Origin of the sequence: Ruegeria atlantica (assembly GCF_013033965.1) — a bacterium.
Classification (GTDB): Bacteria; Pseudomonadota; Alphaproteobacteria; order Rhodobacterales; family Rhodobacteraceae; genus Ruegeria; species Ruegeria atlantica_D.
Window position 1 is genome coordinate 23,377 of sequence record NZ_WQFE01000018.1, and the last position, 20,411, is coordinate 43,787.

Annotated in this window: 21 protein-coding genes and 1 pseudogene; 10 read left to right on the top strand and 12 right to left on the bottom strand. The window is 58.0% G+C overall.

Features of this window, described 5'->3' with window-relative positions; genetic code table 11:
* Positions 1 to 26 precede the first annotated feature (26 nt).
* The 5 genes from GOW16_RS21935 to GOW16_RS21955 are packed head-to-tail and all read right to left on the bottom strand — an operon-like array spanning position 27 to position 4,931.
* On the bottom strand, positions 27 to 494 hold the full coding sequence (locus GOW16_RS21935; RefSeq protein WP_170419612.1) for a hypothetical protein: 468 nt from the start codon (positions 492 to 494) through the stop codon (positions 27 to 29).
* Complete coding sequence (locus GOW16_RS21940) at positions 491 to 1,768, bottom strand: amidase (protein WP_170419614.1); 1,278 nt, start codon at positions 1,766 to 1,768, stop codon at positions 491 to 493. Before GOW16_RS21940 ends, GOW16_RS21935 begins: the two co-directional genes overlap by 4 nt.
* Positions 1,768 to 2,655: a polysaccharide deacetylase family protein gene (locus tag GOW16_RS21945; RefSeq protein ID WP_170419616.1), complete on the bottom strand. Its 888-nt coding sequence runs from the start codon at positions 2,653 to 2,655 to the stop codon at positions 1,768 to 1,770. Before GOW16_RS21945 ends, GOW16_RS21940 begins: the two co-directional genes overlap by 1 nt.
* Positions 2,652 to 4,238, bottom strand: coding sequence for an amidohydrolase family protein (locus GOW16_RS21950; protein ID WP_170419618.1), 1,587 nt, complete (start codon positions 4,236 to 4,238; stop codon positions 2,652 to 2,654). Before GOW16_RS21950 ends, GOW16_RS21945 begins: the two co-directional genes overlap by 4 nt.
* 6 nt (positions 4,239 to 4,244) lie before the next feature.
* Positions 4,245 to 4,931 carry a DUF1989 domain-containing protein gene (locus tag GOW16_RS21955; protein WP_170419620.1) on the bottom strand — a complete coding sequence of 229 codons (687 nt, stop codon included), beginning with the start codon at positions 4,929 to 4,931 and terminating at the stop codon, positions 4,245 to 4,247.
* A gap of 259 nt (positions 4,932 to 5,190) precedes the next feature.
* On the opposite strand from GOW16_RS21955, the gene GOW16_RS21960 reads away from it, so the two are divergent.
* On the top strand, positions 5,191 to 5,769 hold the full coding sequence (locus GOW16_RS21960) for a VOC family protein (RefSeq protein ID WP_170419622.1): 579 nt from the start codon (positions 5,191 to 5,193) through the stop codon (positions 5,767 to 5,769).
* A 112-nt stretch (positions 5,770 to 5,881) separates the two neighbouring features.
* Positions 5,882 to 6,805 carry a transcriptional regulator GcvA gene (gcvA, locus tag GOW16_RS21965; protein ID WP_170419624.1) on the top strand — a complete coding sequence of 308 codons (924 nt, stop codon included), beginning with the start codon at positions 5,882 to 5,884 and terminating at the stop codon, positions 6,803 to 6,805.
* A gap of 30 nt (positions 6,806 to 6,835) precedes the next feature.
* On the opposite strand, the gene GOW16_RS21970 is transcribed toward gcvA, so the two are convergent.
* From GOW16_RS21970 to GOW16_RS21990, 5 genes are all read right to left on the bottom strand, one after another.
* Entirely contained in the window at positions 6,836 to 7,828 is a 993-nt protein-coding gene (locus GOW16_RS21970; RefSeq protein ID WP_170419627.1) for a branched-chain amino acid ABC transporter permease, read from the bottom strand.
* 1 nt (position 7,829) lies between these two features.
* Positions 7,830 to 8,702, bottom strand: coding sequence for a branched-chain amino acid ABC transporter permease (locus GOW16_RS21975; protein WP_170419629.1), 873 nt, complete (start codon positions 8,700 to 8,702; stop codon positions 7,830 to 7,832).
* Entirely contained in the window at positions 8,699 to 9,373 is a 675-nt protein-coding gene (locus tag GOW16_RS21980; RefSeq protein ID WP_170419631.1) for an ABC transporter ATP-binding protein, read from the bottom strand. Before GOW16_RS21980 ends, GOW16_RS21975 begins: the two co-directional genes overlap by 4 nt.
* Positions 9,366 to 10,094 carry an ABC transporter ATP-binding protein gene (locus tag GOW16_RS21985; RefSeq protein WP_170419633.1) on the bottom strand — a complete coding sequence of 243 codons (729 nt, stop codon included), beginning with the start codon at positions 10,092 to 10,094 and terminating at the stop codon, positions 9,366 to 9,368. Before GOW16_RS21985 ends, GOW16_RS21980 begins: the two co-directional genes overlap by 8 nt.
* 82 nt (positions 10,095 to 10,176) lie before the next feature.
* Positions 10,177 to 11,379, bottom strand: a complete 1,203-nt coding sequence (locus tag GOW16_RS21990; protein WP_170419635.1) for an ABC transporter substrate-binding protein — start codon at positions 11,377 to 11,379, stop codon at positions 10,177 to 10,179.
* A gap of 319 nt (positions 11,380 to 11,698) precedes the next feature.
* On the opposite strand from GOW16_RS21990, the gene GOW16_RS21995 reads away from it, so the two are divergent.
* The 4 genes from GOW16_RS21995 to GOW16_RS22010 all read left to right on the top strand — a co-directional run bounded on the left by GOW16_RS21995 (position 11,699) and on the right by GOW16_RS22010 (position 14,580).
* The gene (locus tag GOW16_RS21995) at positions 11,699 to 12,160 is read left to right on the top strand and encodes an ester cyclase (RefSeq protein WP_170419637.1); all 462 of its coding nucleotides are present in this window, start codon (positions 11,699 to 11,701) and stop codon (positions 12,158 to 12,160) included.
* A 120-nt stretch (positions 12,161 to 12,280) separates the two neighbouring features.
* Positions 12,281 to 13,066 carry an SDR family NAD(P)-dependent oxidoreductase gene (locus GOW16_RS22000; RefSeq protein WP_170419639.1) on the top strand — a complete coding sequence of 262 codons (786 nt, stop codon included), beginning with the start codon at positions 12,281 to 12,283 and terminating at the stop codon, positions 13,064 to 13,066.
* On the top strand, positions 13,038 to 13,985 hold the full coding sequence (locus GOW16_RS22005; RefSeq protein WP_170419640.1) for an ADP-ribosylglycohydrolase family protein: 948 nt from the start codon (positions 13,038 to 13,040) through the stop codon (positions 13,983 to 13,985). Before GOW16_RS22000 ends, GOW16_RS22005 begins: the two co-directional genes overlap by 29 nt.
* 163 nt (positions 13,986 to 14,148) lie before the next feature.
* Positions 14,149 to 14,580: a YybH family protein gene (locus GOW16_RS22010; protein WP_170419641.1), complete on the top strand. Its 432-nt coding sequence runs from the start codon at positions 14,149 to 14,151 to the stop codon at positions 14,578 to 14,580.
* Between the two features lie 230 nt (positions 14,581 to 14,810).
* Here the strand turns inward: GOW16_RS22010 and GOW16_RS22015 are convergent, their stop codons facing one another.
* Positions 14,811 to 15,923 (bottom strand): LysR family transcriptional regulator, encoded by a 1,113-nt coding sequence (locus GOW16_RS22015; RefSeq protein WP_254429880.1) that lies wholly within the window; start codon positions 15,921 to 15,923, stop codon positions 14,811 to 14,813.
* Positions 15,924 to 15,927: 4 nt separating this feature from the next.
* Here GOW16_RS22015 and GOW16_RS22020 point away from each other — a divergent pair, with 4 nt between their 5' ends.
* From GOW16_RS22020 to speB, 4 genes are all read left to right on the top strand, one after another.
* On the top strand, positions 15,928 to 16,944 hold the full coding sequence (locus GOW16_RS22020) for a TRAP transporter substrate-binding protein DctP (protein WP_368039956.1): 1,017 nt from the start codon (positions 15,928 to 15,930) through the stop codon (positions 16,942 to 16,944).
* A gap of 74 nt (positions 16,945 to 17,018) precedes the next feature.
* On the top strand, positions 17,019 to 17,624 hold the full coding sequence (locus GOW16_RS22025) for a TRAP transporter small permease (RefSeq protein WP_170419642.1): 606 nt from the start codon (positions 17,019 to 17,021) through the stop codon (positions 17,622 to 17,624).
* Entirely contained in the window at positions 17,621 to 18,901 is a 1,281-nt protein-coding gene (locus tag GOW16_RS22030; protein ID WP_170419644.1) for a TRAP transporter large permease, read from the top strand. The genes GOW16_RS22025 and GOW16_RS22030 overlap by 4 nt, the downstream gene beginning before the upstream one ends.
* 21 nt (positions 18,902 to 18,922) lie before the next feature.
* A complete protein-coding gene (gene speB / locus GOW16_RS22035) occupies positions 18,923 to 19,888 on the top strand; it encodes an agmatinase (RefSeq protein ID WP_170419646.1) in 966 nt (321 codons plus the stop codon).
* Positions 19,889 to 20,017: 129 nt separating this feature from the next.
* Here the strand turns inward: speB and GOW16_RS22040 are convergent.
* Positions 20,018 to 20,358, bottom strand: a pseudogene (locus GOW16_RS22040) (Tn3 family transposase); the annotation flags it as partial.
* Positions 20,359 to 20,411 lie beyond the last annotated feature (53 nt).

Below are 20,411 nucleotides of genomic sequence, written 5' to 3' on the forward strand. Positions count from 1 at the left end.
AGGGTCTCCAAATTATGTCAGGGGGATCAGATTTCGAACCGATCTGCGCTTAGGCCGGTTGCGGCAAGGGCTCGTGCGATCGACGGCAGGATGTCCCAAGCCTGTGAAGCAATGGCCCAGCCATCGGGGTTTTTGACCAGCAAAAAAGCGCTGATATCTTCGGTGATTTCACTGCGGTTTTCGTGCATTTCGCACCCCGCCATGGCTACGGCTACGTTGCCTGCGACCCAGATATGAAGGCCCACGCCCTTTTCTTCGAAAACGGGGATGGTTCCATCGTCGCGCAGCCCGGCCATTCGTTCGCCAAAGGCCTGCGGGGTCTGCCCCTTGGCAGGACGGGCCGAGGCAAAGAGGTTCGCGCCTTCGACATAGGCCGCGTTCAAGACCATCAGGTCCGGCGGCGTGGCCTCATCCCAGCATAAGGATCGGAACTGGCTTTTGATTAGCTGCGCAATTTCTGCCCGGTCCTGGGCAATTTGGGTTTCGTCACTCATGCGGCAACTCCGGTTTTAAGGTTTAACAGCGGCTGAGCGATGGCCTCGGCGACCTGCAACAGCACTTCATCCCGTCCAGTTGCAGCACTCAGCGTCAGAGATTGCCCCGGCATGCGACCGGCTACCGGCATGGCCAGCGACGGTAGATCAAGGAATGCACCCAACATAGTTAGGCTCAGCGCTTTGGCGTTTTCACTGGCGAAGCGATCAGGATCAGCGACAACAGCAGACAAGGCAGGCGGTGGCACGGGCACTGTTGGCATCAACATCATAGCGTCCGCCAACAGGCTATCCATGTCGCATTGGAACCCGGCGCGAGCATTCTGCAGCAAGGCCAGCTTGCCCGGATCGAATGGCATACCCTGCACAACGCGGCGACGCACATTCGGGTCAAGATCGGGATGATCCAGCGCCGTGAATTGCGACAGTACATCCGGAACTTCAGCTGCAACCAGCGTGCCTTCGCGCGCGAACAGCTCTCGCACATGCTGAAACACGGGAACGGGCGCGGTCTCTACTTTGTGCCCGGCCTGCTCCAACACGGTTTGCGCCAGAAGCAAAAGCAATGCGATGTGCGGACTTATCGTCCCAAGGCTGTCGGCGTCAGGGATCAAGATTCGCGTTGGCTTTGCAACGCGTGAAGTTGTTGCTTTGCGCAGAACGGTATCCAATGCCCGGATCCCCGCCATATCCCGCGCCATCGGGCCGGGTGTGTCTAATGACGGAGCAAGCGGCAGCACGCCAACTGTATCATAGCGCCCCATGCTGGGGCGATAGCCATAGATGCCTTGATACGCGGCTGGCACGCGGGTCGAGCCCGACGTGTCAGACCCCACCGCCAGATCCGCGATCCCCAGTGCAATGGCTGAGGCACATCCGCTGGATGATCCACCCGGAACCAGATCTGCATCCAAGCCATTGACAGGTGTACCGAAATGCGGGTTCAGTCCTAACCCGCTATAAGCATACTCCGACATGTTCACATGACCTAACGGCACGCCGCCCGCAGCCACGATCCGGTCCACCAACGGGGCTGATCCGGGCGCGGGGCGGGCCTGAAAGGTGCGAGTGCCTGCGGTGGTGGGCAGGCCTTCAATGTCAATATTGCCCTTGAGGATCACAACAGCTCCATCCAGTGGGTAGGCCGCGTCAGTAGCATCCAGTCGCCGTGCCACATTCTGTGCCGCGTCCACTCCCAGATGCAGGAACAAATTGGTCGCATCTTCCCTGCCCGCACGCTGTATCGCGCGAGCTAAATTCTCCTGAGCCGTCATTAGAACAGGACAGGTTTGGTGTAATAAGGCAGCTGCTCGACACGCACCGCACTGGGGTCCTTGGCGGCCTCGGTCCGGACATGGGCTGCGATTTCATGCATCGGTGCGAACCACACGTCGCCCCGCTCCAGCACGCCTTCCAGCCATTTCTCGACCTGACGCCAACGCGCCAGACGGCCCGTCAGGAACGGATGCCAGATCGCCAGCCAGAAGCCACCGGCCTCATATTGTGCCTCGAACTCTTCCCAGAACCCTTGCAGGCCGTGGCTTGGCCCTGCCACCGGCATCATATATCCGATTTCGTCATAATGGGCGAAGGGCGGCCAATCATCGGTGCCCCAATGCACCGGCAGTTCCACCAGCGATCCCTTATTCGTGTTCATCAGATAGGGGATGTCGTCCGCCATCAGTGAGCTTTCATATTCAAACCCATGCTCGATCATCAGGTCGATCACAGCCTGATTCACGTTGTAAACCGGCGCGCGATAGCCTTTGGGCGAGTTGCCGATGACGCGTTTATGGCTATCCAGCGCACGCTCGAACCATTCGCGCTGCTCGGCCGGGCCATGGGCGGTGGGGTCTTCGTGCAGATAGCCGTGATGGCCGATCTCATGACCGTCCTTCAGGATCATCTCCATCGCGTCGGGGTATTGTTCGACCACCCAGCCGGGCACGAAAAACGACTGCTTCAGACCAAATTTGCGATAAGTTTCTAGAATGCGCGGGATCGCCACAGTGGGGCCATAGCGCCCCATGGAAATTGGATAAAGCCGGTCATGACCGTCCTTGAGGCGCGAGATATGAATCAGGCTGTCGGCGTCAATGTCAAAGCTAATCGCACAGGCGCAGCGGGCACCATTGGGCCATTTGATCGGGTTCTGGATCATGTTACTTCTCCTAGTTTCACCTTGGGGGCGGGGGTCCGTGCAGCCAGAAGCGATGTTTTGTGCATCGGGAGCGGCGCGCCATAGCGGGTGATCGGGACGGTTCCGGCCTGTTCCCAATGGGCGTACCAATCCAGCAGATAGCGGCGCAGGTTGCGTGTCAGTGTCAGCGCCGCGTCATCGGGCGGGCTTTGGTCCAGCTCGGCGCGCAGTTTTTGCAGCAGCTGAGTTTCGTTCAGGCCAGTCACGGTGCCTTGGGTGACAACCAGCGCGCCGTTCACGATCACGTCGCGCACATCAGCGGCGGTGGCGCGACCTACGATCAGCTCGATCGGGTCCACATCCGGTGCGCACCAGGGCGACATCGGGCGGCTCAGGTCCAGCACTACGGCATCAGCGCAGTAGCCTGGTTGTAGTTGCCCCAGCTCATGTGCGCGGCCCAAAACCCGGGCCCCGCCCTGCGTCGCCAACGCCAGCACATCGCGCGCGTTCAGGGCTTTGGCCGACCGGTGCGGCGGCGTGTTCAACGCCAGTGCCAGACGCATTTCGGCAAAGATATCCTCGGCCCCGCCCAGCGTGGTACCATCCATCCCCAGTGCGACACTGACCCCGTTGCCACACATGTCAGCGATCGGCGCAACGCCCGAGCGCAGCCGCAGGTTCGAGCTGGGATTGTGGCTGACCTGAACGCCGCTGCGGGCCAGTTCTTCGATATCCTTCGGTCCGGCCCAGACCACATGGGCCAGAGACAGCCGTTCAGTCAGAAAGCCTTGATCGGCGAAATGCTGCATCAGATGCTTGCCGCGGATATGCTGGCTTTCCAGCCCTTCATAATAGCTTTCCAATGCGTGAGTCTGGATGCGGGTGTCCAGCCGTTCGGCCTCTTGCGAGACGCGGGCCAGAACCGTGTCCGGGGTCCATTGCGGGCCGGTGGGGCCGAACCAGAAATCGCGCAACCCATCGCCCTGTGGCACCAATGCGGCCATCAGATCGAAATAGGCATCAGGGCTTAATCGCGCACGTCCGGCCTCGCTGCGAGCAAGATCATCGCGCAGGTTTTGCGGCAGGGTGGCCAGAAATCCGGCCTCTTCCCCAGCACCATGCACGATCCGGTTCTGCCAGCGTTCACCCGGTGCGATGGCCGCGCGCAGACCGGCGTCGCGATAGGCTTGCGCCTTTTCCAGCAGCCGCGCCTCTCCGCTGTCCCGCGTCACCCCGGCCGAGCACATGTCGACCACGGCCGTTACCCCGGTTTTGAGCAATCGCACCGCCGAATGGGCCGAAGAGACATAAGGCGACAGCCCCACCATCGAGGGGCCGCAGAACATCCAGGGCTCCAGAAAATCATCCCCAACCTTCTGGTTGGCCAGTTCGACCCCGTAACAATGGTGATGGGCGTTGATCAGCCCCGGCAGAATGGCGCAATCTGCCCCACCATGTTCGGGGACACCTGCATGACGGGCGCGCATCTCGGGGGCCGGGCCGATCTCGGCCACACGACCGCCGCGCAGCAAAACGGCGCTGTCCTCGCGCACGTCATCTGCCGAGACAACAACCCACCGACCCCAGAGAAGCTTGTCCGCCATCACATATCACCCGTCGACCCGAAAGGTCAGCCCGGCGGGTGATGTACCCTCGCCGTTCACCGGCGTCACATCCTGCGGGCAGGCAGACATCACCGCGATCACATCCATATCGGCCCTGAACGACATGTAATCACCCGGCTTGGACACGGGCGGCTGAAAGCTGAGGCTGCCATCGGGGCCAATCGGCACATTCATCCAAAGGTTGAAGGGGGCCGGGATCGCAGGGACGCGCAAACCGATTGCAATCAGCGACTGGCGCAGATTGTCGGCGCAGTTTTCGTGATACTCGGTCAGGCCCAGCTGCTGATACCTTGCGTGATCGCAATTAGCGATGATCGTGTCATGGATCCCGGGCGAGGTGTCCTCGGTGATCGTCATCAGCGACCGGCGCAAGTTCGATACGACGCAGTCGCCCACCTTGGGAAAGATCGACAGGATCGAGGTGTGCAGATGCTCCATCGAGCTGTATTCCCCGATGTCATCAGCATTGAAGATCCAGAAGTCACAAACCTGATAGCCCGCCGGGTTGGTGACCGTCAGCACCTGACCCTTGCTCACCCGCACCGCACGGCCGCAACGGGCCGGGATGTCATAGATGGTGCCTAGCTCGGGCGTACCGCCATTGGGCAGGCCAAGACCAAGGCTTTGGTTGGTGCCATCGGGCTGTCCGGGGTCAAAGGGGGAATCCTTCATGGCGTAATCCTTGCTCATCAATTTGCTGTATCCAAAGACACACCATCCTGACGGCGGCGGAAACTGAGGAAATCTCAGGTCAGACTGAAGGAAATTCGCATTGTCCGGCCCTTGTCCAGGCAAAAGCGGCTAACACGCGGGCGTAGATGAAAATCTCTCACGTCCAGCATGACATTTCATCGTGTGACAAGACCGGGATGGCGGTTCAAGACTTGAACAAAAGGCGGAAATGCCGTGGATTGCAAGAATGGATATGCCGATGACAAACCTTCCCCGAGACATCCTGTCGAAACTGCCCGAGGTGACCAGCGACGAAACCTTGTCCAACACTTTCCTGGGTAATGTGGTCGAACTGGCGATTGTCACAGATAACCACATGAAAACTATGGAAGGCTTGTGCCGTCTGGGGATCGGACCTTGGGCCGTTTACGAGTTTTCGCCGGAGAACGTGACCGACCAGACGTATAAGGGTGAGCCCTGCGAATTCGCGCTGAAAGTGTGTTTTGCCAAATCCGGCAACATGATCTGGGAACTGATGGAGCCGCTCTGGGGTCCGTCGATCTTCAAGGATTTTCTGGACAAGAACGGCACTGCCTTTCACCACGTGGCCTATGATTGCAACGACGCGCCCTGGGAAGATCGCCTGACTGAGTTCGAAAAGCGCGGGTTCAAGATGGTGCAATCGGGCAAATGGAAAGGCAAGAACGCCTTTGCCTTCTTTGAAACCGACGAGGCCACTGGCACCACATTTGAAACCTATCATTTCCCCGAAGACTGGGATTACCCGGAACCTGAAAGCTGGTTCCCGGCCAAGCCCGAGGGTGAGGTGACCTGGTAACCCCAAATACCCTGCCGCTCACCTCGAATGTCGGGTGGAGATTTCTGCCGTATCGAATACTCCCAACTTGCGATATGGTCCTGGAAACTCCACCCGGCTTCAGAGCTTGCACATGTCTCGACTTCCCAATCTGAAAAGCGTTCAAGCCTTTGAAGCCGTCGCCCGACACCTGAGCTTCAAGGACGCTGCGGACGAGCTGTGCGTGACACCCACGGCGGTGTCGCATCAGGTCAAATCGTTGGAAACCCATCTGGGTCTGCAATTGCTGAACCGGTCAAACCGGTTTGTCACCCTCACCCAGGATGGCGCGATCTATGCGCAACATATCTCGACCGCGTTTGAACATCTGGTAGCAGGCACCGATGCTCTGGCGCAGGATGATATTGATGGCGATCTGACCATCTCGACCACCACCTCATTTGCCTCAAACTGGCTCAGCCCGCGTCTTGCGCAGTTCGCCGAACTGTATCCCAGCCTGTCCGTGCGCATTCTGGGCTGTGATGAGGTCACCGATTTCAAGGCCGAGCCAGTGGACATCGCAATCCGCTACGGGTTTGGCGATTACCCGGATATGCACTGCGCCTGGGTGCTGGACGATTTTGTCGCCCCAGTGTGTAGGCCTGAACTGGCCAAGACCTTACAAACACCCGAAGATCTGGCCTCAGCCCGATTGATCCAATATGAATGGTCCGGCTATTCCGAGGCTGATCCCAGCTGGCAGAAATGGCTGGCGCAGCATGGCATCACCCCCACAGGATTCCGCCCTTTTGTGACCTATTCCGAGGAACATATGTGCCTGCTGACCGCCAGTGACGGGCATGGCGTTAGCCTCGTCAGTCTGATCGCTGCGGCGCGCTATGTGGCCGATGGGCGCTTGGTGGTGCCGCATCCTGCCAAGATCAAAAACAAAAGCTATTACTTGGTCTGCCCTAATTCCGCCGCGCGCAAATCAAAGATCGAGGCGTTCCAGAACTGGCTGCTGGATCAGGCCGATCAGTTCCGCGACAGCGAATACGGGCGCGAATTCTTTGAATGAAACCCGCCCCGTTTTCGGGGCGGGCCTTGATCATTTGCGTTTGGCAAACAGACCGGCCACGCCATTGGGCAGGAAAATCACCGTCAGCACCACGGCAACCCCCAGCAACAGCAGGCGGAAATCGTCAAAGCTGCGCAGCAGCTCGTTTCCGATCACCACGATGAACACGCCCAGCACCGCACCCGGGAAGCGCCCCATGCCGCCGATGGCCAGCATAACCATCGCCATCAGAAAGAACTCGGTCCCCAGCACTTTGGGCGTCACCACCGATGTGTAATGGGCGTAAAGCCCCCCCGCTACGGCGGTGAACACAGCCGAGACGACAAAGGCCAGCATTTTGTACTTGTATTCGTTCACGCCAATGGCCTGCGCAAAGGTGTCGGCATCACGCATGGCGATAAAGGCCAGACCCATGCGCCCGCGCAGCACGATGAAATAGATCAGATAGACACAGACCGCGCCAAAGGCCAGCGCCACCCAGTACCAGGTCAGCTTGTCGATCGACGACACCTGATAGCCGAACAGGTTCAGCCACGGGATCCCCAGCAGGCCAGTATTGCCGCCCATGCCGATGGCCTTGCCCTGCTGGATCAGCGGCGGCAGCGCCAGATGCACGGCAAAGGTAAAAAGCGCCACATATTCGCCCTTTAGCCGCAGGCTGGGCATCGCCACGATCAACCCGATCACCGCCCCGATTCCGGCTGCGGCGGCAATCGCCAGCAAAGGCGACAGCCCCGCATAGATCGACAGCATCGCCGAGCCATAAGCGCCGAAGGTAAAGAACACCAGCTGCGCATAGTTGAAGATACCGGCATATCCTAGGATCAGATCCCAGCTGGCGATTACAATGCACCAGATGAACACCAGGATCAGGATGTGGTGGACATAGCTGTCTCCGATCATCCCGCCCAGCAGGGCCAGCCCGGCCACGACGGCCCAGTAGACCATCGAGTCGTGCATTAGGCCGAAACCGGTGAAGACCGAATTGATCTTGGCGAGGGGTGTGTTTTCTGTTGCTGACATCTCAGTTCTCCCACACACCGAACAGGCCTTTTGGACGAACCATCAACACGATGATCAGCATCAAGAGCCAGGCCGGCATGGCCCAGCTTGGACCGATATAGAAAATGACAAAGGCTTCGAGCACGGCCAGGATAAAGGCGGCCACAAATGCGCCCTTGGTGCTGCCCAGACCGCCCAGAACCACGATCACAAAGGCCTTGAGGAACGGCGCCCAGCCACCCAGCGGTGACACAAGAAACACCGGCGCCAGCAGAATACCGGCGACCCCAGTCAAGACAACGGACAGGGCAAAGGTGGTCGAAAACACCTGATTGACGTTGATCCCGACCTGATTGGCCCCCTGCATGTCCTGACTGACGGCGCGCACCGCCTGCCCATAGCGGGTCGAAGACAGGAACAGTTCCAACGCACCGACTAGGGCCAGTGAAATCACGAATATCGACAGCTTGTACCAGGTGATGGTGATGCCACTGATGCTGAGCGATCCTTCGACGAAGGGCGGAATGGTGCGGGTGCCGGGACCAAAGACCAGTTGCAGCCCGTTTTCGATGATAAAGGCCAGGCCCAGCGTCACCATGATAGTGTTGATCTTCCAGTTGTCTGAGCCACGCAGGGGACGGATGACCGCGCGCTCAATGACAACACCGGTCAGCGCCAGCACCGGCAAGATCAGCAAAAACGCTAGCCACAGTGGTATGCCCGGCCCGCCGACAACCAGATACCAGGCCAAAAACCCGCCAAGTGAATAGAGCGACCCGTGGGCAAAGTTCAGAATGCGAGACGCGCCATAGACAAGCGACAAGCCCACCGCCACGACGCAATAGACCGCGCCCTGGGTGATGCCGCTGATCAGAATTTCAAGTATCTGCGTCATAGCACTTCCTGCATATTGTAGGCATTGGTTTCACGCACGATGCCTTCCTCGATGGAATAAACCCGGTCGATCATGCCCTTGAGCAAGGCGATGCTTTGTTCCACGATCAGAACGGTCAGCCCGTCCTTGTTCAGCTGCGAAACGGTGGTCAGCATCATCTCGGTCAGGTTCGGGGCCAGACCCAGCGAAGGTTCGTCAATCGCCAGCAGCGTTGGGTTCGACATCAGCCCGCGGCCCAGGGCGACCATCTGCGCCTCACCACCTGAGAGCGACCGGCACAGCTGTTTGCGGCGCTCGGCAAGACGGGGATAAAGGGTAAAGACGCGGTCCAGATTGTGTTTTTCATGCTCCCGCGCGCCGGACAGATACGCGCCCAGTTGCAGGTTCTCCAACACGGTCATGTCGGGGAAAAGACGACGGTCCTCGGCCACATAGACCAAGCCCTGACCCACAAGATGCGGAGCCTTGAGCCCGGCGATATCGTGGCCTTCGAACCGGACCTGGCCCGATTTCACCGGGGTCAGGCCGCAAATTGCCTTGAGCAAAGTGCTTTTGCCGTGCCCATTGGCCCCGACTACGGAGACCAGCTCGCCTTTGCCGACGCGCAACGAGGCGTCGTGCAGCACGTGAAAATCGCCGTAAAAGGCGTTGATACCCTCAACCTCAAGCATCGTGTTTCTTTCCCAGATAAATCTCGACGACATGGTCGTCGTTCAGAACGACCTGCGGGGTGTCGAGCATGACAAACTCGCCGAAATTGATGATCAACACGCGATCGGCGATTTCGGCCAGGGCCCGGGTCTTGTGTTCGACCATGACAATGGTGATCCCAAGCTCTTCGCGCACATGACGGATGACCTGCAGGAATTCGACGATTTCCTCGGCGTTCAGACCTCCCAGCGGTTCGTCCATAAAGATGATCTCGGGGCCCGTCGCCAAAGCCGCGCCCAGCATGATGCGTTTGCGCGTCAGCAAATCCGCCTGCGCGGCGGGCATGGCCAGATGGTCCTCAAGCTGGGTCAGGAACAGGATATCCCGCATCGAGATCCCTGTATCCTCACCGCGCACTTCGCGCCCGAAAACCTGCCCGGCCAGCAGGTTCTCACCCACGGTGACCGAGGACAGCAGCGTGGGGATCTGGAACGTCTGCGCGATGCCCAGCCCACAGCGGTAATGCCGTTTGAACCGGGTGATGTCCTGCCCGTTGAAAATCACCTGCCCGGCCGTGGCCCGCAGCCCACCGGTGCAGACATTCATCAGGGTCGATTTCCCGGCACCATTCGGCCCGGCCACGCCCAGAATCTCGCCCCGTTCGATGTGAAAGGACATGTCGGTCAGGGCCCGGAACGGTCCAAACTGCATCGTGACATTTTCCAGCGACATTTGTGTCATGCAGGGTCTTCCTGTGCTGATCCGAATGTTGAAAAAATGCCACGCCCCGCAGCGATGTCGGGGCGCGGCCAGTTGGGGGAAATCAGTTGACCCAGGCGGGTTGCGCGATCTCGCCAACCTTCTGGTCACCCACAACCAGACGCACGCGTTCACCGTTTTGCACCTGGAACAGCTGCGCGGGTTGCGTGTTGGAGCCGTTGTTGATGAAGTTGCGCTCGTTGAAATCAAAGGTGCCGACAAGGCCCTCGTATTTCATGGTGCGGATCGCATCGGCCACGGCATTGTAGTCTGAGGCATCGCCTACCTGCTCGACCGCAGCAGCCCACATATAGACCATGTCATAGACGGCGGCTGCCAGACTGACCGAGGGTTCGAACCCATAGGCTGCTTCCCAGCGTTCGACAAAGGCGTTGCCGGCCTCATTGTCCTGATGCGCGTTCAGGGTGAAGGACAGCAGACCTTCGGCCTGACCTTGCGCGATCACGTCATCTAGACCGGTGGTGGCGCCGATATAGCCCACGTTCAGCAGGGCGTCGCCCGCCGGGTTTTCCTTGTATTGCGACAGGAAGGTGGTGGCGACCGCAGGCTCCAGCGCCTCCAGGTGGATCAGCGAGGGCTGCGCTTCGCGGATCTGGCTTTGGATGCCGGTCCATTCCACGGTGTCATAGGGCACTTCCTGCACATAAACGACTTCCCAACCCGCGGCTTCGGCGGCTTCGGCCATGGACTTAGCATTGTTGATATCCCATTCGAAATCGCCATGCACGATGGCCAGACGCTTGGTTTCAAAATCATGACCGGTGGTCATCATCATGTCGAACTGGGTTTTGCCATAGTTCAGGTCGATGTCAGAAGCGTTGAAGATCGCGTTGCAGCGCATCCGCTCGGCCAGGTCGATCACACCCGCCACCGCGTCGTTGTGGATATAGGGAATGCCATAGGGGCAGAAGGCCGGGATATCCGGACCCATGCCGCCATATCCGTTGATCAGGGCGCTGACGCCACCGCGTTCGATCAGATTAGCCGCTGCCGCCGCCAGTTTGTCGGGCGTCAGGTCGCCGATGTCGAAGGTCACCACTTCGATCTGGTTGCCCAACAGGCCGCCATTAGCGTTGATCTCGCCCACGGCCAGGTTGATCGCCTGTTCCATCGTCTCGCCATCGGCAGCGAAATACCCGGTCAGCGGAATCGGCGCGCCCAGCGAGATCGTGTCGGCCATTGCCAGGGTTACACTGGCGCCAAAGGCCATCGCACCCAGGGTAGTTTTCAGAAAAATCTTTGCCATTTATGTCCCTCCCGATTGGAACAGGTTGCGGGGGGCTCCGGTGTGGAAGGACCTTATTCTTTGACCTTTCCCAAACCCGCGATCTGCATCCCGGGCCCGTCACCCCATGAAGGATCAGCCGCATTACGCGACCGGACAGACGCCCCCGAACCACTGGAATCAGCGTCTTGAGCGGCGTTGGCATTTTTCATAGGGGCAAGTTTGTCAGCGCCTTGCCTGAAATCTCTTCAGCCAAGACCTGAGGTTTCATCGGGTGACATAGGACAGGTCAAGTTGCCACATTCCGTTCGACACTAGATGCACCGAACGGAGAGCAATCATGACTGATCAAGAGCGTAACAAGGCCACGGTGGCCGATATCTATGCCACCTGCTGGAACAAGAACGACATGGTGCGCGTTGACGAGATCTTTAACGAAGATGTACGTCACGGGCTGCTGCTGGATGGCTGGCCGTCGGGTCGTGATGGGTTCAAAAAGCTGGTGGCTTTCTGGCGCGAAGCCTTCCCCGACATCCACGAAGACGCGATTGATCTGGTTGCGGACGGCAACACCGTGATGTCCCGTTTCCGCCTGCGCGGCACGCATACCGGCAATTTCTACGGCATCCCGGGCACGGGCCGCAAAGTCGACATCTACGGTGCCGAATGGTTCAAGTTCGACGAGAACGGCAAAGTGACCGATTACCTTTATCACGAAGACACGCTGGGCCTGTTCTTCCAGTTGGGCGTCATGCCCCTGCCCCATCTGAACATTGCAGGTGTTGACGGCACCGAGAAGTGAGCCCGCGCGGCAACTTCGACCCAAAGCTCAAAACGGTCAGGTGCACAGGTACCTGGCCTTTTGGCGTTTCATTGATCCAAACCCGGGCGTGACCCGGTTATCTGCTTCAGGAGACCTGATATGGAACTGATTTCCGGCCTCGATTTCACCGGCCAGACAGTGATGGTGACAGGCGCAAGCCGTGGCATCGGCCTTGGTGTGGCCCGCGTATTCGCGCTGCATGGGGCCGATCTGCACATCCTCTCACAAGGAGAGGAAATCCATCAGGTCGCCCGGGATCTGGCGCAGGAAACCGGGCGCAAAGTCACGGGCTGGACCTGTGACATCACCAACAGCGCCCGCGTGAAAGAGGTGTTTTCGCAGATCCCCGCGCTGGACGTGTTTGTGGCCAATGCTGGTCTGGAAGCCGTCACCCCGATCAGCGACCAAAGCGATGAGGCCGAGGCCCGTTTTCGCCGTGTCATCGACATCAATGTGAATGGTACCTATCTGACCACCCGCGCTGCCGTGCCTTTGATGGGTCAAGGTGGACGGATCATCATCACTGCCTCGATCTGGGGCACCACAGCGGAACCGGATCTCAGCGCCTATATCTCATCCAAACACGCCAATATCGGCTTCATGCGCGTTACGGCGAAAGAGCTGGGGCCAAAGGGCATCCGCGTCAACGCCGTCTGCCCCGGCTGGGTTCTGACTGGCCCCGCGCTCAACACCTTGCGCGAAATGGCGCAGGACCGGGGCGTTTCAGAAGGCGAGATCGAAGACGAGATCAGCGCCAGCCAATCCCTGCCCGGCGTTCAGAATGCCGATGACGTTGCCTTGAGCTACCTTTACTTGGCCTCGCCCTTGGCGACAAATGTCACCGGACAGAAATTGAATGCAGATCGCGGTGCGGTCCAAGGATAATGGAGCCAAGGCGATGACAACAAATCGAAATCTCGTTACCGGCGCGCTGATCGCGGATGCTGCCTCGCTGGGGTTACATTGGCTCTATGATCAGCCCCGGATCGCCGAGCTGGGCGGTGAAAACCCCGAATTCTGCGCCACCACGGCCCAGGATTTCGACGGCGTTCCAGCATACTTCGCACACCCGCTGAAGCAGCCTGGCGACTTAACGCAGTATGGTGAACAGTTGATGGTTCTTTTGAGTGCGCTGGCCCAGTCTGGTGGTACTTATGACCAAAAAGTCTATAACGCGGCCTTCGTGGCGCATTTCGGCTATGGCGGTACATTTGTCGGCTATATCGACCATGCTACCCGTGAAACGCTGGAAAATCTTGCGGGTAACGCGTTGGACACGCCTTGCGGAGCAAATGACCTGCAACTGCCAGCCATCGCCAAACTGCCCGCGCTGGTGGCGGCAGGGTTGGAAGATCGCGCGTCGGATGCGATACGCACTACCAATGTATCGCATGCGGCGGATAAATACGGAGCCGTCGCCACGGCAATGCTGGTCACGGCGCGTGATGGTGGATCAGCCAGCGATATCGTCGATGCCGCGATGGCCGCAGCAGATGACGATACCCTGTCCCGACTGGAACTGGCACGTGCCTCTACCGATCGCAGCAACCAGGAACTGACCACAGAACTTGGTCTGGCATGTGAATTGGAAAGCGGCGTGCCCAGCGTATTGCACAACCTATTAACTTCGATGTCCTACAAAGATGCCATTCGAACCAACATCCTGTCCGGCGGCGACAGTTGTGGCCGGGCCCTCCTCCTAGGTGCGGTGTGCGGAGCCTTGTACGGTGTGCCTCAGGAATGGCTGGATCGCCTAAACAACAAATCCAGAGTTCAAAGCTTAATGGACCAGTTAGGCCTTTGACCTTTAGCGTCCGGGACCACTTGAAGGGGCCCGGACAAATCCCCTCTTCCTATAGTATATTCGCGTCATCCGTTGCCTGAATTTTCCTCACGCTGATTGGCGGGGTTTGAGCTGTATATCTTGTGCGAAAACCTATGGCTCGGAGATTATGATGTACCTACCAATGAAACCGGAAGACGTAGATTTTGCACTGGTCGATGCATTTCATGCAGAAGACCTTGACTGGGCAATGGAACTGCATGAACCCGACTGCGTCACCCATGGCTTGCCGCATGAAGGCGCAAAACTTCAAGAAGGCCGTGCCGCCATTCGTGCCGGTTTTGAAAATGGCCTATTTCGTATCAAGGGCAAGATGTCTTTGATTGTGCGTCACCTGACGGTCGCAGGTGACTTGGCACTGATGCGCTCGAGTTGGAAGGTGGTGGGCAAGCTTGATGGCACCATGCCTGTCGAAGTTGCCCATTCCGGTATTGAAGTGGTTCGCAGACAACCCGACGGCTCGTGGAAATTTGCGATTGATCACCCTTGGGGATGCAACCCCAACTCAAATGACTACTTTGCTTCACCCCCTGTTGCAGGAGAGATTTTTCGATAGGTTCTGAAGCAGTAACCATCCTTCTGTTCTAATGCTGCAGCCTTTTGGAATACCTTCACCAAAGGGTTGCAGCAATGTTACGGCTCCACTGTTTTGCACGCGTAGTATTGTTGAGGTAAGTAAGCGTTGCATCTTCGCGCCCAGCGTTTTTAAATGCTCGTGGTCGCTTGGATGTTCATTCGAGTGCGCACGGCCTCTTTCTCGCAGTGTGCCGTTCCATCGAAGCTATATCAGCTGCTATTGGATGCCTCAATGCAGGCATTAGTGTATGGCGTTTGATGACCACTGTTGTAGTCTTGAATTTCGGCACTGTTCAGCTCTATGTCGCTTCCACATGATTGAATCACGTCACCGACAAAAAGCTCGACAGCCCGCCTGTGTAGGTTTGTCGAGCGTATTGCGAGGTAGAATGTAGAGGTCCAGTGCAACCGGTCCGGAGCCAGTTCCCGAAGTTTCCCATTCTGCAGTCTACTTTCCACAAAATGAACTGGCAGAGGTCCCAGAAAATGGCCAGTTTCAATCAGCGTCGCCATTGCCTCCATGTTGGCTACAACAGCTTTTGGATCAGTGGACTGAAGCTCTGGTGACACCAGCATGCCATATGAACGCTGACAAATCTGATAGCTTGAGATGACGTCGAAATCGATTTTATCGTCCGGCAGATCAAAAAGCGGATGATCGCGACCGCAAAAAAGCCGATGCTCTTCGTGACAAAGTTCTGTGTAGGTTAATTCGGATATTTGATTGCGAAACGGCGCAATCGCCACGTGCAGTTCGCCAGTGATCAATTGCTGCGTCAGTTCGGTAGGTGAGGCAACGACGATTTCCAGTTGAACGTCGTTGGGGCGGTCTAGGAACCGTTTCAGCGATCTTTCAAGGTTCAAGTCTTTTAGTGTATCGACCGCGTCTGCTACCCCGATCCGCAGATCTCCGGTGGTGACGTCCCGAAGTTCCAGAAGTTCGGCATCAAAATCACGTGCGCTGCGCATGATGTCCTTGGCTTTGTGAAAGGCTATCTCTCCCCTCTCCGTGAGCCGAAATCCTCCACGCCCACGCTCGCACACCCTATAGCCAAGCGCAGTTTCCAGGTCGCGAATGCGAATGCTGATTGCAGACTGAGTGATGCCCAACGCAAATTGCGCATCCGAAAAGCCGCCATAGTCGACTACAGCCACAAAAGTCTCAAGCAATGTGTTTCTAAGCAGCTTCATTGATCCGTCCTCTTGTGCCAACATTACATGAAAATTTTTTATGTTTATATAATCAATATAATATTTTTTTGTGAAAAATTCCGTGGTGTGATCTTTCCCAGAAGTGATCGATATAGCGATATGGGAGGACATTCGCGTGACATTCTCTTTCAACACAATGAAGACAACGGCAGCAGCTGCCCTGTTAGGGTTGGCGCCACTCACCGCTTTAGCCGAAGACTGGAAATTCGCCATCGAGGAAATTCCGGGCTCGATCATGGACGCCTATGCGCAGGAGTTCAAATCGCGCATCGAAGCGGCCACCGACGGTGAAGTGACCGTCACCGTCTACCCGATGGGTACACTCGGCACCCCAACCGAGACGGTCGAACAGGCCGCCGACGGTGTCATCCAGTTCACCAACGTCTCGATCGGCAACTTGGGCACCGTGGTTCCGGAAAGCCAGGTCTTCCTGCTGCCCTACTTGCTGCCGTCCGATCCGGCCGCGACCTCGAAAATGCTCAGCAGCTCGGAAACCATCTATGGCCCTCTGAACGACGATTTTCGTAAGCGCGGTCTGGAAGTTCTGACCATGTATTCCGAAGGCCCGCAGGTCTGGACCACCAACCGCGAGATCCGCACGCCGGAAGATTTCGACAACTTCAAGATGCGCGTGATGGTCTCGCCGATCCTGGTGGAGACCTATAACAACATGGGCGCCAGCCCGACCCCGCTGCCGTTTGGCGAAGTGTTCGGCGCGCTGCAGCTGGGGGCCATTGACGGTCAAGTCAACCCGATCCCGACCATCGAAGAGATGAAGTTCTACGAGGTTACCAGCCACCTGATCTGGGCCGGCGAGCAGGAACTTGTCACCACGGTTGTGGCCGGGTCCGACTGGTTCGAAACCCTCAGCCCCGACCGTCAGAAACTGGTGCGTGACACCATGGCCGACATGACCGGCTTCATCGACGGCGTGGTGACCGATTTCAACCAGAAACGTCTGGACATCATCAAGGAAGCCAAGCCCGATATCGGTCTGATCGTGCTGACCGAAGAAGAGCGTGACGCGTTCCGCGAGCGCAGCACCGGAACCCCGGCAGCTTATGTCGAAACCGTCGGTGACCGCGGTCAGGAACTTCTGGACGCGCTTGAGGCAGAACTGTCGGGCAACTGATCCCTCCCCCACCACTTACGCAAAACTACCTCACGCGCCCTGCGCGTGAGGCATTCAAAACAAGGGAGGACACCATGCAAGACAGCACTGCCACTCCCTTCGGCTTTCTGGGAAAGATAGACGCCGTCATCGGACGGTTCGAAGTCTGGATCCTGGGCTGGGGGATCATCCTGATGGCCGTCAACACCATCGCCAACGTCTTTGGCCGGTACGTGTTCAACCAGTCCATCTATTTTTCCGAGGAACTGAACGAGTTCCTGATCGTAATCGTCACTTTCATGGGGCTGGGGTATGCCACCCGCAAAGGCATCCATATCCGCATGTCCGCGATTTATGACGCGCTGCCGATCAGAATACGTAAGGGCCTGATGGTTGTGATTGCCGCCACAACCGCCGTCGTTATGGCCGTTCTGGCCTGGTACGCGCTGGAATATGTGCAGAAGGTCGCCGCACGTGGGCGGATCACCCCGGCGCTGCAACTGCCGCTGTATCTGACCTATGTCTGGGTCGTGATCGGCCTGACGCTGGCGTCGTTCCAATATCTGCTGACCGCGATCCGCAACCTGAACTTCGCAGAGGAAGAGGTTTACGTCTCGTACCTGGAAGTCGACAGCTACGAAGATCCGGAAACCGCCGCCGCCATCAAGAAATTCGAAGACTCCACGGAGACAGACAAATGACCGAATTGATGCTTGCCGTCATGATCATCTTGCTGCTGGCAGGGTTTCCGATGAAAATGCCGCTGATCTCGGCGGCGGTGCTAGGGTTCCTGGTCTATTTCCCCACGATGAACATGCAGATCCTGATCCAGCAGATGATCGGCGGTGTGAAGCCTGCCGCGCTGATCGCGGTGCCGATGTTCATTCTGGCCGCTGACATCATCACACGCGGCCATTCGGCCAACCGGCTGATCGACCTTGTGATGAGCTTCATGGGCCATATCAAGGGCGGTCTGGCGATTTCCGTCACCTCGGCCTGTGCCTTGTTCGGCGCGGTTTGCGGTTCGACCCAGGCGACCGTCGTGGCCATCGGTGGCGCGATGCGGCCGCGGATGCTGAAATCGGGCTATAGCGACAGTTTCTCGATCGGTCTGATCGTGAACGCTGCTGACCTTGCCTATCTGATCCCACCCTCTATCGGTATGATCATCTATGGGGTGGTGTCCGGCACCTCGATCTCGCAACTGTTCATCGCAGGCATTCTGCCGGGGTTGCTGATCGTGGTCCTGTTCTCGGCCTATTGCATGTTCTACGCCTATCGCCATGACATCCCCGTGCTGCCGCGCGAGGGCTGGGGCCAGCGCTTTACCGCCCTGCGCAAGGCGCTGTGGCCGATGGGTTTCCCGGCCATCATCGTCGGCGGCATCTATGGCGGTGTGTTTTCGCCAACCGAGGCGGCGGCGATCTGCGTGCTTTATGCGGTCGTCCTTGAGGTGGTGATCTTCCGCTCGATCAAAGTCACCGACCTGTTCGACATCGCGCTGTCCACAGGAGCCATCACATCGGTCGTGTTCATCCTGATCGCGGCAGGTGCAGCGTTCAGTTGGACGCTCAGCTTTGCGCAAGTACCGCAAACCATCATCGCAGCATTGGGTCTGGAAAGCGCCAGCCCGCTGATGGTGCTGCTGGCGATCAACGTGGCCTTTTTCGTTGGCTGCATGTTCGTGGACTCGATTGTGGTCATCCTGATCTTGGTCCCGATCTTTGCCCCGATGATCAAGGCCAGCGGGCTGGACCCGGTGCTGGTTGGCGTGCTGATCACGCTTCAGGTTGCCATCGGCGCGGCCACGCCGCCCTTCGGCTGCAACCTGTTTACCGCCATTGCGGTTTTCCGCCGTCCGTTCGTCGAGGTCGTGCGCGGCGTGCCCCCGTTCCTGATCATTTTGTTGATTGTGATTGGGTTGCTGGTAGCCTTCCCCCAAATCGCGCTGTTCCTTCCGGAACTGGCCTATCGTTAAACCATAAGAAACGGAGAAATCATGTCGGGACATGGTTATGAATCTGGTCGTCTGAACCTGCCTTTTGTCGGCATTTCGACCTTTGGCAAGAAACCCTATGTCGAGAACTGGGACGAGATCGACGCCGATGTGGCGATCCTTGGCGCACCGTTCGATTTCGGCTGCCAGTTCCGCTCGGGCGCGCGCTTTGGTCCGCGTTCGGTGCGCGAGGCATCGACCCTGTTCAGCTTTGGCCATGCAGGCGCTTATGACCACGAGGATGACGCCACCTATCTGGGCGAAGACGTCCGCATCGTCGATCTGGGCGATGCCGACATCATCCACACCAAGACCGAAGAAAGCCACGCCAATATCGAATATGGCGTCAAGAAGATCCTCGACGCGGGCGCGATCCCGGTCACCATCGGTGGCGACCATTCGGTCAACATCCCCTGCATCAACGCCTATGCTGAGGATTGCGAAAAGAACGGTCCAATCCACGTGATCCAGATCGACGCGCATCTGGACTTTGTCGATGAACGTCATGGCGTGACAGTAGGCCATGGCAACCCGATGCGCCGCGCCATCGAAAAGGACTACGTCTCAGGCATGACCCAACTGGGCATCCGCAACGTGTCCTCAACCGCGAAGGAAGGCTATGACGACGCCCGCGCGCGCGGATCGGACATCTTGTCGGTACGTCAGGTCCGCAAACTGGGTACGCAAGGCGTTCTGGATCGTATCCCCGAAGGCAGCCGTTACTATGTCACTATCGACATCGACGCTTTCTGCCCCTCAATCGCACCCGGAACCGGTACCCCCAGCCATGGCGGATTCCAGTATTATGATGTGTTGGAAATCCTGCAGGGGCTCAGCAGGCGTGGCGATGTGGTCGGTATCGATCTGGTCGAGGTTGCCCCCGTCTATGATCCAAGTGAAAGTACGCAGATTCTGGCAGCGCAACTGCTGCTGAATTTCATCGGCTTTATCTTTAATAATAAGGCGTAGTAGGGGTCGAGTGACGCCAAGTGCTAAATCCCCCTTTAAGCGTTTTTTCACCCTCATCTGCCGCCACCTGTATTCACCTGTGAGGATGATGTGTGCCCAGCCAAGAGGCGATATGTGCGCCAGTAGATAGGCGGGTGCTTCCAATCCGGCTTTTTTCCGCGCGGTGACCGCAGAGTCGAGTTGCTTGGTGTTCCAGTTGATTATTATGGCGGTGAGCAGGTTCAATCCGGCGATCCGGAAGTGTTGGCCTTCTGTTGTACGGTCGCGGATTTCCCCTGCCTGCCGATCCGACGAGCGCTTTTCAAGGCGTGATGAGCCTCACCTTTGTTGAGACCAATTTGGGCGCGTCGCTGCATGTCGGTATCGAGCAGCCATTCTATGATGAACAACATCCGCTCAACGCGCCCGGTTTCTCGAAGGGCAATAGCCAGGTTATGTTGTCTCGGCCGCGCCGCCAGTTTCTTCAGAATCTGATGGTGTGGATACCCCCGCCCGGAGGCATCGTATGTGCCAAGTGTCGGCG